Here is a 14390-nt window from a genome sequence, read left to right as displayed (position 1 = left end):
ATGCCTCCATGTCTACAAGTTGGGCATGGAGGTTTTTAGTGCACTTTCGGTACATCTTCTATATAATCTACAGGAGGTGTAATAACATGAGCAAAGTAATCGAAACTAAACAACAAGTTGTAACTGAAATCGCGGACAAACTTCGCGCTAGTAAATCTACAATCGTTGTTGACTACCGTGGTTTAACAGTTTCTGAAGCAACAGAATTACGTAAGCAATTACGTGAAGCTGGCGTTGAGTTCAAAGTTTACAAAAACTCTCTAACTCGTCGTGCTGCAGAATCTGCTGAAATGGCTGAGTTAAATGAATTCTTAACAGGACCAAACGCAATCGCGTTCAGTAACGAGGATGTAGTTGCTCCTGCGAAAGTATTAAACGACTTCGCTAAAGATCATGAAGCTTTAGAAATTAAAGCGGGCGTAATCGAAGGTAAACTTGTAACACTTGATGAGGTTAAAGCAATCGCTACTCTTCCATCACGTGAAGGCTTACTTTCTATGCTTCTTAGCGTTCTTCAAGCTCCAATCCGTAACCTTGCACTTGCTACTAAAGCAGTTGCAGACCAAAAGGAAGAGCAAGGCGCTTAATTTTTTAAAAGATAATTACGTATTATCGATAAAACAATACAAACCTATTTAAGGGAGGATATTTACAATGACTAAAGAACAAATCATTGAAGCAGTTAAATCTATGACTGTATTAGAACTTAACGACTTAGTAAAAGCTATCGAGGAAGAATTCGGCGTAACTGCTGCTGCTCCTGTAGCTGTTGCTGGTGGCGCTGGAGAAGCTGCTGCTGAGAAAACTGAATTTGATGTGGAACTAACTAGCGCTGGTGCACAAAAAATCAAAGTTATCAAAGTTGTTCGTGAAATCACTGGTCTTGGCTTAAAAGAAGCTAAAGAATTAGTTGACAACACTCCAAAAGTAATCAAAGAAGCTGCTGCTAAAGAAGAAGCTGAAGAAATCAAAGCTAAACTTGAAGAAGTTGGCGCTGCTGTAGAAGTTAAGTAATTAACTTTTGATGCTTTAAAAAAAGCTCGCTCTCATGCGAGCTTTTTTTTTAACTGTAAAGAAAAGAGGTGGCCATATGGCAGACCATTATTTTTCTAACGACCCTTCTAGTAAAAGTGATCGTAAGCGATGGGAGTTTGCCCTTCGTGGATCTCGATTCACTTTCTTATCTGACCATGGGGTGTTCTCGAAAAACGAAGTGGACTTTGGTTCCCGTCTTTTAATTGAAGCGTTTCAAATGCCAGATATTAAAGGTGATATATTAGACGTAGGTTGCGGATACGGTCCTATTGGTTTGTCGTTAGCGAAAGAGTTTCAAGGTCGTGAAGTTCACATGGTGGATGTGAACGAGAGGGCACTTGGGCTTGCGAAAGAAAACGCCGCTAATAACAAAATCGAGAATATACGTATTTTTCAAAGTAGCGTCTATGAAAATGTAGATGGTAAGTATGCTGCTATTCTATCTAACCCTCCAATTCGTGCGGGTAAAGATATCGTACATGAGATTTTAGAAAAAGCTGTGGAGTATTTAGTTCCAGATGGAGAGCTTTGGATTGTTATTCAAAAGAAACAAGGTGCACCGTCTGCGCTAAAAAAACTAGAAGAAGTATTTTCTGAAGTTGAGGTTGTAGAAAAGAAAAAAGGATATTATATCATAAAATCAAAAAAACGTTGACGGTTATTTTTGGCTATGTTAACATTATACAATGCCAATATATGATTTTCTGCGTTGAGAAAGATGTATATTTTTGTTTCTCTTGGAAAAGATAGTAAAATCAGCAGATTATGAAACAGAATGATGGTTTTCTTATAGAAGCCATTTTTCTTTTTTGAGCAGGTAGAAAGACTCAACGTATTTATCTTTAAGAGAAAGAGACTACGCTAATAGCAGTAGTTGTATTTATTTGTGATTTTGCACAAATTTTTTTGTGCATTTATAATACTCATGATTTGAGGGGTGAAGCAGTTGACAGGTCAACTAGTTCAATACGGACGCCACCGCCAACGAAGAAGTTATGCCCGTATTAGTGAAGTATTAGAGTTACCAAATCTTATCGAAATTCAAACCTCTTCTTATCAGTGGTTTCTTGATGAGGGTTTGCGAGAAATGTTCCAAGACATTTCTCCGATTGAAGACTTTACGGGAAATCTATCGCTTGAATTTATCGACTACAGCTTAGGTGAACCTAAATACTCTGTAGACGAATGCAAAGAGCGTGATGTGACGTATGCAGCACCACTTCGTGTAAAAGTGCGTCTAATCAACAAGGAAACTGGTGAAGTAAAAGAACAAGATGTGTTCATGGGAGATTTCCCACTCATGACAGAGACTGGAACATTCGTAATTAACGGTGCAGAACGTGTTATCGTTTCCCAGTTAGTTCGCTCTCCAAGCGTATACTATAGTGGCAAAGTGGATAAAAACGGAAAACGTGGTTTTACTGCTACTGTAATTCCAAACCGCGGAGCTTGGTTAGAGTATGAGACAGATGCTAAGGATGTTGTATATGTGCGTATTGACCGTACGCGTAAACTTCCTGTAACTGTTTTGTTACGCGCATTAGGGTTTGGCTCTGATCAAGAAATCACCGAGCTTTTAGGTGATAACGAATACTTAAGCAACACATTAGAAAAAGACAACACAGATAGCACAGAAAAAGCATTGCTTGAAATTTATGAGCGTCTACGTCCTGGTGAACCACCAACAGTAGAAAATGCTAAGAGCTTACTTGTGTCTCGTTTCTTCGATCCAAAGCGCTACGATTTAGCAAATGTAGGTCGCTATAAGATCAACAAGAAGTTACACATTAAAAACAGATTGTTTAATCAACGTTTAGCTGAAACATTAGTGGATCCAGAAACTGGTGAAATTTTAGCGGCAGAAGGAACAATCTTAGATCGTCGTACACTTGATCGCATTTTACCTTACTTAGAGAAAAACATTGGATTCAAAACAGCGAAACCAATGGGTGGAGTGGTAGAAGGCGATGTTGAGCTGCAATCTATTAAGATTTATGCTCCTGAGTCGGAAGGCGAACGCGTAATTAATGTAATTGGTAATGCAAACATTACTCGTGATGTGAAACACATCACACCAGGTGATATCCTTGCTTCTATCAGTTACTTCTTCAACCTACTATACAAAGTAGGGGATACAGATGATATTGACCATTTAGGAAACCGTCGTCTGCGTTCTGTTGGAGAACTATTACAAAATCAATTCCGTATCGGTCTTTCTCGTATGGAACGTGTTGTTCGTGAGAGAATGTCGATCCAAGATACAAATGCGATTACACCACAGGCACTAATTAATATTCGTCCTGTTATTGCATCTATTAAAGAGTTCTTCGGAAGTTCTCAGTTATCTCAGTTTATGGACCAAACAAACCCATTAGCAGAGTTAACTCACAAACGAAGACTATCTGCATTAGGACCTGGTGGTTTAACGCGTGAGCGCGCAGGCTTTGAAGTGCGTGACGTTCATTACTCTCACTACGGTCGTATGTGTCCGATTGAAACACCAGAGGGACCAAACATCGGTTTGATTAACTCATTATCTTCGTTCGCGAAAGTAAATGAGTTTGGTTTCATTGAAACACCATACCGTCGTGTTGACCCAGAAACTGGTCTTGTAACAGGGCATGTTGATTACTTAACAGCAGATGAAGAAGATAATTATGTTGTAGCCCAAGCGAATATGAAATTATCTGACGAAGGTGAATTCCTAAGTGAAGATATCGTAGCTCGTTTCCGTGGTGAAAACATTGTCACAAATAGAGAACGCATCGACTACATGGATGTATCTCCAAAACAAGTAGTGTCGGCAGCGACAGCTTGTATTCCGTTCTTAGAAAACGATGACTCTAACCGCGCACTTATGGGAGCGAACATGCAACGTCAGGCGGTTCCGTTAATGAATCCGGAATCTCCGATTGTAGGTACAGGTATGGAGTACGTATCAGCAAAAGACTCAGGTGCTGCAGTAATCTGTAAACATCCTGGTGTTGTTGAGCGCGTAGAAGCACGTGAAGTTTGGGTACGTCGCTATGTAGAAGTTGACGGTCAAACAGTAAAAGGCGACTTAGATCGCTACAAAATGCAAAAATTCATTCGTTCTAACCAAGGAACTTGTTACAACCAACGTCCAATCGTAAGTGTTGGAAATGAAGTTGTAAAAGGTGAAATCCTTGCGGATGGTCCTTCTATGGAATTAGGTGAACTAGCACTTGGACGTAACGTGCTTGTTGGCTTCATGACTTGGGACGGTTATAACTACGAGGATGCGATCATCATGAGTGAGCGCCTTGTAAAAGATGATGTGTACACTTCTATTCATATTGAAGAATATGAATCAGAAGCTCGTGATACGAAGCTTGGACCAGAAGAAATTACACGTGACATTCCAAACGTTGGGGAAGACGCATTACGTAACCTTGACGAGCGCGGTATCATTCGCGTTGGTGCTGAAGTAAAAGATGGAGATTTACTTGTTGGTAAAGTAACACCTAAAGGTGTAACAGAATTAACAGCTGAAGAACGTCTATTACATGCTATCTTTGGAGAAAAAGCGCGTGAAGTACGTGATACATCACTACGTGTACCACACGGTGGTGGCGGTATTATCTTAGACGTAAAAGTATTCAACCGTGAAGATGGCGATGAATTGCCACCAGGCGTGAATCAACTTGTACGTGCATATATCGTTCAAAAACGTAAAATTTCTGAAGGTGACAAGATGGCCGGACGTCACGGTAACAAAGGTGTTATTTCTCGTATTTTACCAGAAGAAGATATGCCTTACTTACCAGACGGTACGCCAATCGATATCATGTTAAACCCATTAGGGGTACCATCTCGTATGAATATCGGTCAGGTATTAGAGCTTCATCTTGGTATGGCAGCAAGATACCTTGGCATTCACATTGCAACACCAGTATTCGATGGTGCTCGTGAGGAAGATGTTTGGGGCACAATTGAAGAAGCTGGTATGGCAAATGACGCGAAAACAATCCTGTATGACGGACGTACTGGTGAACCATTCGATAACCGCGTATCTGTTGGTGTCATGTATATGATCAAACTTGCGCACATGGTTGACGATAAACTTCATGCTCGTTCTACTGGACCATACTCACTTGTAACGCAGCAACCTCTTGGAGGTAAAGCTCAGTTCGGTGGACAGCGTTTCGGTGAGATGGAGGTTTGGGCACTTGAAGCTTACGGTGCTGCTTATACTCTTCAAGAAATCTTAACAGTGAAGTCTGATGATGTTGTTGGACGTGTTAAGACTTATGAAGCAATTGTTAAAGGCGAAAATGTTCCAGAACCAGGCGTTCCTGAATCATTCAAAGTATTGATTAAAGAGCTGCAAAGTTTAGGTATGGACGTTAAAATGATGTCTAGCGACGATACAGAAATTGAAATGCGTGATACAGAAGATGACGATGATCATCAATCAGCAGATAAATTGAATGTCGAAGTTGAGACAACTAAGGAATAATTGGGATAACCTGTAGACTAAAAGGGAGGTAGGCCCCTTGATAGATGTAAATAACTTTGAATATATGAAGATTGGACTTGCTTCACCTGACAAGATTCGTTCTTGGTCATACGGTGAAGTTAAGAAACCAGAAACTATTAACTATCGTACGTTAAAGCCTGAAAAAGATGGCTTGTTCTGTGAGCGTATTTTCGGACCACAAAAGGACTGGGAATGTCATTGCGGAAAATACAAACGTGTACGTTATAAAGGTGTAGTTTGTGATCGATGTGGCGTTGAAGTAACGCGTGCAAAAGTACGTCGTGAACGTATGGGTCATATCGAATTAGCTGCTCCTGTATCTCATATTTGGTATTTCAAAGGTATCCCGAGCCGCATGGGACTTGTCTTAGACATGTCCCCTCGCGCGCTTGAAGAAGTAATTTATTTCGCTTCTTATGTTGTAACAGAAAGTGGAGATACACCACTTGATAAGAAGCAATTACTTTCTGAAAAAGAATACCGTGCATATCGTGATCGATATGGTAGCACATTCCAAGCTGCTATGGGTGCAGAAGCAATTAAAAAGCTACTACAAGACATCGATTTAGATAAAGAAGTAGACTTCTTAAAAGAAGAATTAAAAACAGCACAAGGACAACGCCGTACTCGTGCTATTAAACGTCTAGAAGTATTAGAAGCATTCCGTAACTCTGGAAATGAACCGTCTTGGATGATCTTAGATGTTCTACCAGTAATTCCACCAGAACTACGCCCAATGGTACAGTTAGACGGTGGACGTTTTGCTACTTCTGACTTAAACGACTTATACCGTCGTGTAATTAACCGTAACAATCGTTTAAAACGTCTATTGGACTTAGGTGCACCAAGCATCATCGTTCAAAACGAAAAACGTATGTTACAAGAAGCTGTAGACGCATTAATCGATAATGGTCGTCGTGGCCGTCCAGTTACTGGACCAGGTAACCGTCCATTAAAATCACTATCTCACATGCTTAAAGGTAAACAAGGACGTTTCCGTCAAAACTTATTAGGTAAACGTGTTGACTACTCTGGTCGTTCTGTAATCGTTGTAGGACCGAACTTAAAGATGTATCAATGTGGATTACCAAAAGAAATGGCGCTTGAACTGTTCAAACCTTTCGTAATGAAAGAGTTAGTTGAAAAAGGATTAGCACATAACATTAAGAGTGCGAAACGTAAAATCGAGCGTGTACAACCTGAAGTTTGGGACGTTTTAGAGTCTGTGATTAAAGAACATCCAGTACTTCTAAACCGCGCACCAACACTTCACCGTCTTGGTATCCAGGCGTTTGAACCTACATTAGTAGAAGGTCGCGCAATCCGTCTTCACCCACTTGTATGTACTGCATACAACGCGGACTTTGACGGTGACCAAATGGCCGTTCACGTACCTTTATCATCAGAAGCTCAAGCTGAAGCTCGTCTTCTTATGTTAGCGGCACAAAACATCTTGAACCCGAAAGACGGTAAACCAGTTGTTACTCCATCTCAGGATATGGTATTAGGTAACTATTACTTAACACTTGAGCGTGAAGGTGCAATCGGTGAAGGTATGGTCTTCAAAGATGCAAACGAAGCATTGCTTGCATATCAAAATGGATATGTTCATCTTCATACACGTGTTGCAGTAGCTGCAAGTGCAGTAAACAACGCAACATTTACTGAAGAGCAAAAGAGTATGCTTCTATTAACAACAGTTGGTAAATTAATATTTAACGAAATCTTACCAGAGTCGTTCCCTTATATTAATGAACCAACAAATTCAAACCTTGAAAAAGAAACACCAGCGAAATATTTCGTTGAAAAAGGTGCGAACATTAAAGAAATTATTGCTAGTCGCGAAGAAGTGGCGCCATTTAGCAAGAAAATCCTTGGTAACATCATTGCGGAAGTATTCAAACGTTTCCAAATTACAGAAACGTCTCGCATGCTTGACCGTATGAAAAACTTAGGATTCAAGTACTCTACAAAAGCTGGTATTACAGTTGGGGTATCTGACATTCTTGTATTAGGCGAAAAAGATGAAATTCTCCACGAAGCACAAGCAAAAGTAGATAATGTAATTAAACAATTCCGTCGCGGTTTAATCACGGAAGAAGAACGTTACGATCGCGTTATCTCTATTTGGAGTAATGCAAAAGATGTTATCCAAGGAAAACTGATGAAATCCTTGAATAAACGCAACCCAATCTTCATGATGAGTGACTCAGGTGCCCGTGGTAACGCATCTAACTTTACTCAGCTTGCTGGTATGCGTGGTCTTATGGCCAATCCATCTGGTCGTATCATCGAACTTCCAATCAAATCGAGTTTCCGTGAAGGTTTAACAGTACTTGAGTACTTCATCTCTACGCACGGTGCGCGTAAAGGTCTTGCTGATACAGCACTTAAAACTGCCGATTCTGGTTACTTAACACGTCGTCTTGTTGACGTTGCACAAGATGTAATCGTTCGTGAAGATGATTGTGGAACAGATCGCGGTTTATTAATCGGTGCGATTAAAGAGGGTAATGAAGTTATCGAGTCATTATATGATCGTCTTGTTGGACGTTTTGCAAGAAAAACTGTAAAACATCCTGAAACAGGTGAAGTATTAGTTGCTGAAAATCAATTAATTACTGAAGATATCGCTCATATCGTTGAAAATTCGGGTGTTGAAACTGTAAACATTCGTTCAGCGTTTACGTGTAACACTCGCCACGGTGTATGTAAGAAGTGTTACGGTCGTAACTTAGCAACTGGAACAGACGTAGAAGTAGGAGAAGCGGTAGGTATTATCGCAGCTCAATCTATCGGTGAGCCAGGTACACAGTTAACGATGCGTACATTCCATACAGGTGGGGTTGCCGGAGATGATATCACTCAAGGTTTACCTCGTATCCAAGAGATCTTCGAAGCTCGTAATCCGAAAGGTCAGGCAGTTATCAGTGAAATCGACGGTGTTATCGCAGCGATCAACGACGTTAAAGATCGCCAAGAAGTAGTTGTACAGGGTGAAGTTGAAGCTCGTACGTATGCTATTCCTTACGGTGCTCGTCTGAAAGTAACTCCAGGACAGCCAATTAGCCACGGTAAAGAGTTAACAGAAGGTTCTATTGATCCGAAAGAATTACTAAAAGTAACGGACATTACGGCGGTTCAAGAATACTTATTACGTGAAGTTCAAAAAGTATACCGTATGCAAGGGGTAGAAATTGGTGACAAACACGTAGAAGTAATGGTACGTCAAATGTTACGTAAAGTTCGTGTAAGTGATGCAGGTGAAACAGATGTATTACCAGGAACATTACTAGATATCCATCAGTTCACTGATGCGAATGCTAAGGTCTTACTGCAAGGTAAGCAACCAGCAACAGCTAGACCTGTTCTACTTGGTATTACAAAAGCTTCACTTGAAACAGATTCATTCTTATCTGCAGCATCGTTCCAAGAAACAACTCGTGTCTTAACTGATGCAGCAATTAAGGGTAAACGCGATGAACTTCTAGGATTAAAAGAAAATGTTATTATCGGTAAACTTGTTCCTGCTGGAACAGGTATGAATCGTTATCGCAAAGTGGATCTTGTAAAAACAACACAAGATGACATGAATGTAGAAAACGATGAGGTTTATGTGGAACAGTAAAATTTTCCGGCATAAATTTTGTATAAAAACAATTAATCTTAGTTGACATTGTATGAGTCAAAATGTTACTATAATCAAGGTTGCTCCTGAACGATGCTTTGGAGGATATTTATATGTCTTATCAAAAAGTATCAACTGCTGAAAATGTAGTCGTTGGTCATAAACGCACATTGGAGGCAATCAAAAATGGTACAGTTAAAGAAGTTGTCATCGCAGAGGATGCTGACATGCGGTTAACCCATGCTATCATTCGTGTTGCAATGCAATATAACGTGCCCATAACAAAAGTTGAATCAGTTCGTAAGCTTGGTAAAGCTTCGGGGATTCAAGTGGGAGCTTCAGCAATAGGAATAATAAGTTAAAACTGTTTTTGTGAGGAGAGAGCATTTGCTCTTCCTTGCAAAAACTTTGTTTTCAACTAATAATGAACCACCTGGATATGTGGTCATACAAACATGCGAAGGGAGGATAATCAAATGCCTACTATTAACCAATTAGTGAGAAATGGTCGTACTGATAAAGTATGGAAATCTAAATCACCTGCGTTAAACAAAGGTTTTAACTCTTTAAAGAAAAAATCAACTGATATCTCTGCACCTCAAAAACGTGGTGTATGTACTCGTGTTGGTACAATGACTCCAAAGAAACCTAACTCAGCGTTACGTAAATACGCTCGTGTACGTTTAACAAACGGTATCGAGGTTACAGCTTACATCCCAGGTATCGGTCATAACCTACAAGAGCATAGCGTAGTATTAATTCGCGGTGGTCGTGTAAAGGATTTACCGGGGGTACGTTACCACATCGTTCGTGGTGCGCTTGACACAGCTGGTGTTGACAAACGTATGCAAGGACGTTCTAAATATGGTACTAAGAGACCAAAACCTGCTAAAAAATAATAACTTTAAAATGAAAGGAGGAACTCAATATGCCTCGTAAAGGACCTGTTGCGAAACGTGACGTGTTACCAGATCCAATGTACAATTCGAAGCTAGTAACACGCCTTATCAACAAAATGATGGTTGACGGTAAAAAAGGTAAATCTCAAACAATTCTTTATAATGCGTTCGATATCGTAAACGAACGTACTGGTAAAGAGCCAATGGAAGTATTCGAGCAAGCTCTTAAGAACATCATGCCTGTTCTTGAAGTACGCGCTCGTCGTGTTGGTGGTGCTAACTACCAAGTTCCAGTTGAGGTTCGTCCAGAACGCCGTACAACTTTAGGTCTTCGTTGGTTAGTAAACTACGCTCGTCTTCGTGGTGAAAAAACTATGGAAGAGCGTCTTGCTAACGAAATCTTAGATGCAGCTAACAACGCTGGTGCATCTGTTAAGAAACGTGAAGACACTCATAAAATGGCAGAAGCTAACAAAGCATTTGCTCATTACCGTTGGTAGGATTCAACGTAAAATAAATGTAAGCATAAACCGCTTTATTTGTCGCTTATGGAAGTGTGGAGAGGGAGAATGCCTCTCCCTTTCATCGGGCGCTCGTTTTACATAATGAGAGTACTGGACATACTGACATGTGTAACAATATAAAGTGGCTTTTTTGCTACTTAAAATAAAAAAATCCAATCCATATATGGAAGGAGCAAGACACCAAATGGCAAGAGAGTTCTCTTTAGAAAACACTCGTAATATTGGTATCATGGCTCACATCGATGCTGGTAAAACAACAGCAACTGAGCGTATTCTGTACTACACAGGACGTATTCATAAAATCGGTGAAACTCACGAAGGTGCATCTCAGATGGACTGGATGGAGCAAGAGCAAGAGCGTGGTATCACAATTACTTCTGCTGCAACTACAGCACAATGGAAAGGTCATCGTGTAAACATCATTGATACTCCAGGACACGTAGATTTCACAGTAGAAGTAGAACGTTCTTTACGCGTACTTGATGGCGCTGTAGCAGTACTTGATGCGCAATCTGGTGTAGAACCACAAACAGAAACTGTTTGGCGTCAGGCTACTACTTACGGCGTACCTCGTATCGTATTCGTTAACAAAATGGATAAGATCGGTGCAGATTTCTTATACTCTGTAGGAACAATCCACGATCGTTTACAAGCAAACGCACATCCAATTCAGTTACCAATCGGTGCTGAAGATGAGTTCAATGGTATCATTGACCTTGTTGAAGAGTGTGCTTACATGTACGGTAACGATTTAGGAACAGACATTCAACGTGTTGAAATTCCTGAAGAGCACAAAGAATTAGCTGAAGAATACCGTGGAAAACTTATTGAAGCGGTAGCTGAGCTTGATGAAGAAATGATGATGAAGTACCTAGAAGGTGAAGAAATCACTGTAGAAGAGCTTAAAGCTGGTATCCGTAAGGCTACAACTTCTGTAGAATTCTTCCCAGTAATCTGTGGTTCTGCATTCAAAAACAAAGGTGTTCAAATTCTGTTAGACGCAGTTATCGACTACCTTCCATCTCCACTAGATGTACCTGCTATTAAAGGTACTCTACCGGATACAGATGAAGAAGTAGAACGTAAGTCTAGCGATGAAGAACCATTCGCAGCTTTAGCATTCAAAATCATGACTGACCCTTATGTTGGTAAGTTAACGTTCTTCCGTGTGTACTCTGGTGTGTTAAACTCTGGATCATACGTGAAAAACTCAACTAAAGGTAAGCGTGAGCGTGTAGGTCGTATCCTACAAATGCACGCTAACAGCCGTGAAGAGATTTCAACAGTTTACGCTGGTGATATCGCTGCTGCTGTAGGTTTAAAAGATACTACTACTGGTGATACTCTTTGTGACGAGAAGAGCCTTGTTATCCTTGAGTCTATGGAATTCCCAGAGCCAGTTATCTCTGTAGCTATCGAACCAAAATCTAAAGCTGACCAAGATAAAATGGGTACAGCATTATCTAAGCTTTCTGAAGAAGATCCAACATTCCGTGCTCACACTGACCAAGAAACTGGCCAAACTATCATCGCTGGTATGGGTGAACTTCACCTTGATATCATCGTTGACCGTATGCGTCGTGAATTCAAAGTGGAAGCAAACGTTGGTGCTCCTCAGGTAGCATACCGTGAGACTTTCCGCGCTGCTGCGAAAGTTGAAGGTAAGTTCGCTCGTCAATCTGGTGGTCGTGGACAATTCGGTCACGTTTGGATTGAGTTTGAACCTAACGAAGAAGGTAAAGGATTCGAATTCGAAAACAAGATCGTCGGTGGTGTAGTTCCTCGTGAATACATCCCAGCTGTTGGAGCAGGTCTTGAAGATGCACTTAAAAATGGTGTACTAGCTGGTTATCCACTAGTTGACATTAAAGCTGCATTAGTTGACGGATCTTACCATGATGTCGATTCATCTGAGATGGCGTTCAAAATCGCTGCATCTATGGCACTTAAAGCTGCGGTTTCTAAATGTAGCCCAGTAATTCTTGAGCCAATGATGAAAGTTGAAGTTGTAATTCCTGAAGAGTACATGGGTGACATTATGGGTGACGTAACATCTCGTCGTGGACGTGTAGAAGGTATGGAAGCTCGCGGTAACGCACAAGTTGTTCGCGCTATGGTTCCACTTTCTGAAATGTTCGGTTATGCAACGTCATTACGTTCTAACACTCAAGGACGCGGAACATTCTCTATGGTGTTTGACCACTATGAAGAAGTACCAAAGTCTGTTTCTGAAGAAATTATCAAAAAAAATAAAGGTGAATAATTGATTTTTATCGATTGTTCAAGTATAACTACTTATGTAAGCTTAGAAAGTGGGACGTAAGTTTCACTTTCTAGTCTAAATATAAAATAACCTATATAAACTAAGGAGGAATTTAGAATGGCTAAAGCTAAATTCGAACGTTCTAAACCCCATGTTAACATCGGTACAATCGGCCACGTTGACCATGGTAAAACTACATTAACTGCTGCGATCACTACAGTTCTTGCAAAAGCTGGTGGTGCTGAAGCACGCGGATACGATCAAATCGATGCTGCTCCAGAAGAAAGAGAGCGCGGTATCACAATCTCAACTGCACACGTTGAGTACGAAACTGAAACTCGTCACTATGCACACGTTGACTGCCCAGGTCACGCTGACTATGTTAAAAACATGATCACTGGTGCTGCTCAAATGGACGGCGGTATCTTAGTAGTATCTGCTGCTGATGGCCCAATGCCTCAAACACGTGAGCACATCCTTCTTTCTCGTCAAGTAGGTGTTCCTTACATCGTTGTATTCTTAAACAAATGCGACATGGTAGATGACGAAGAATTATTAGAATTAGTAGAAATGGAAGTTCGCGACCTATTATCTGAATACGGATTCCCAGGCGACGACATTCCTGTAATCAAAGGTTCTGCTCTTAAAGCTCTTCAAGGAGAAGCTGATTGGGAAGCAAAAATCATTGAATTAATGGCTGAAGTTGATGCTTACATCCCAACTCCAGAACGTGAAACTGACAAACCATTCTTAATGCCTGTAGAGGACGTATTCTCTATCACAGGTCGTGGTACAGTTGCTACTGGTCGTGTTGAGCGCGGTATCGTTAAAGTTGGTGACGTAGTAGAAATCATCGGTCTTGCTGAAGAAAATGCTTCTACAACTGTAACTGGTGTAGAGATGTTCCGTAAACTTCTTGACCAAGCTCAAGCTGGAGACAACATCGGTGCTTTACTTCGTGGGGTTGCTCGTGAAGACATCCAACGTGGACAAGTACTTGCAAAAAGCGGTTCTGTAAAAGCTCACGCTAAATTCAAAGCTGAAGTTTTCGTATTATCTAAAGAAGAAGGTGGACGTCACACTCCATTCTTCGCTAACTACCGTCCTCAGTTCTACTTCCGTACAACTGACGTAACTGGTATCATCCAATTACCAGAAGGTACTGAAATGGTAATGCCTGGTGACAACATCGAAATGACTATCGAACTTATCGCTCCAATCGCTATCGAAGAGGGAACTAAATTCTCTATTCGTGAAGGTGGACGTACAGTAGGTTACGGTGTAGTTGCTACTATCGTTGAGTAATCTTAACTGATATAAAAAAACCTAAGGGATTTTCCCTTAGGTTTTTTGTTTGCGTTTATATAAGGGAGAAGAGAGTGTTTTTTTGTTTTGACGAGTTTCTTCTATAGTAATATAAAAACAACAAAAGATAATCCAGAAACTGTAAAATGAATTCTGTTAGATGAAAACTTGAAATTCTTTAAAGTGCCATGTATAATAGCAAAAGTAGAGAAAAGCAGATGCAAACAAAAAGATG

The 14390-nt window shown here is 40.5% G+C and carries 10 protein-coding genes and 1 other annotated feature (1 of these 11 cut by a window edge); all 10 genes read left to right on the top strand.

What is annotated here, in order from left to right:
* Positions 1–47: a sequence feature (ribosomal protein L10 leader region), on the top strand; it begins 98 nt to the left of the window's first position.
* A 39-nt stretch (positions 48–86) separates the two neighbouring features.
* The 10 genes from rplJ (at position 87) to tuf (ending at position 14155) form a co-directional block, all read left to right on the top strand.
* Positions 87–587 carry a 50S ribosomal protein L10 gene (gene rplJ / locus AB6801_RS29365; protein WP_000048716.1) on the top strand — a complete coding sequence of 167 codons (501 nt, stop codon included), beginning with the start codon at positions 87–89 and terminating at the stop codon, positions 585–587.
* 67 nt (positions 588–654) lie between these two features.
* Positions 655–1014, top strand: a complete 360-nt coding sequence (gene rplL, locus AB6801_RS29360; protein ID WP_000159736.1) for a 50S ribosomal protein L7/L12 — start codon at positions 655–657, stop codon at positions 1012–1014.
* 76 nt (positions 1015–1090) lie between these two features.
* Positions 1091–1690, top strand: a complete 600-nt coding sequence (locus AB6801_RS29355) for a class I SAM-dependent methyltransferase (protein ID WP_000763262.1) — start codon at positions 1091–1093, stop codon at positions 1688–1690.
* 291 nt (positions 1691–1981) lie between these two features.
* Complete coding sequence (rpoB, locus tag AB6801_RS29350; RefSeq protein ID WP_000147553.1) at positions 1982–5515, top strand: DNA-directed RNA polymerase subunit beta; 3534 nt, start codon at positions 1982–1984, stop codon at positions 5513–5515.
* Positions 5516–5552: 37 nt separating this feature from the next.
* Positions 5553–9164, top strand: a complete 3612-nt coding sequence (gene rpoC, locus AB6801_RS29345; RefSeq protein ID WP_000567939.1) for a DNA-directed RNA polymerase subunit beta' — start codon at positions 5553–5555, stop codon at positions 9162–9164.
* Between the two features lie 113 nt (positions 9165–9277).
* Complete coding sequence (locus tag AB6801_RS29340) at positions 9278–9526, top strand: 50S ribosomal protein L7ae-like protein (RefSeq protein WP_000121837.1); 249 nt, start codon at positions 9278–9280, stop codon at positions 9524–9526.
* 114 nt (positions 9527–9640) lie between these two features.
* On the top strand, positions 9641–10063 hold the full coding sequence (rpsL, locus tag AB6801_RS29335; protein WP_001142341.1) for a 30S ribosomal protein S12: 423 nt from the start codon (positions 9641–9643) through the stop codon (positions 10061–10063).
* A gap of 29 nt (positions 10064–10092) precedes the next feature.
* Positions 10093–10563, top strand: a complete 471-nt coding sequence (gene rpsG, locus AB6801_RS29330) for a 30S ribosomal protein S7 (RefSeq protein WP_001137491.1) — start codon at positions 10093–10095, stop codon at positions 10561–10563.
* Between the two features lie 208 nt (positions 10564–10771).
* Positions 10772–12850, top strand: coding sequence for an elongation factor G (gene fusA, locus AB6801_RS29325; protein WP_000090370.1), 2079 nt, complete (start codon positions 10772–10774; stop codon positions 12848–12850).
* Between the two features lie 117 nt (positions 12851–12967).
* Entirely contained in the window at positions 12968–14155 is a 1188-nt protein-coding gene (gene tuf, locus AB6801_RS29320) for an elongation factor Tu (RefSeq protein WP_001029614.1), read from the top strand.
* Positions 14156–14390 lie beyond the last annotated feature (235 nt).

Source organism: Bacillus sp. RCC_6_1, from assembly GCF_041360755.1.
Taxonomy (GTDB): domain Bacteria; phylum Bacillota; class Bacilli; order Bacillales; family Bacillaceae_G; genus Bacillus_A; species Bacillus_A cereus.
Note: the sequence above shows the minus strand (reverse complement) of the source record. Positions and strands in the feature narration are given on the sequence as shown.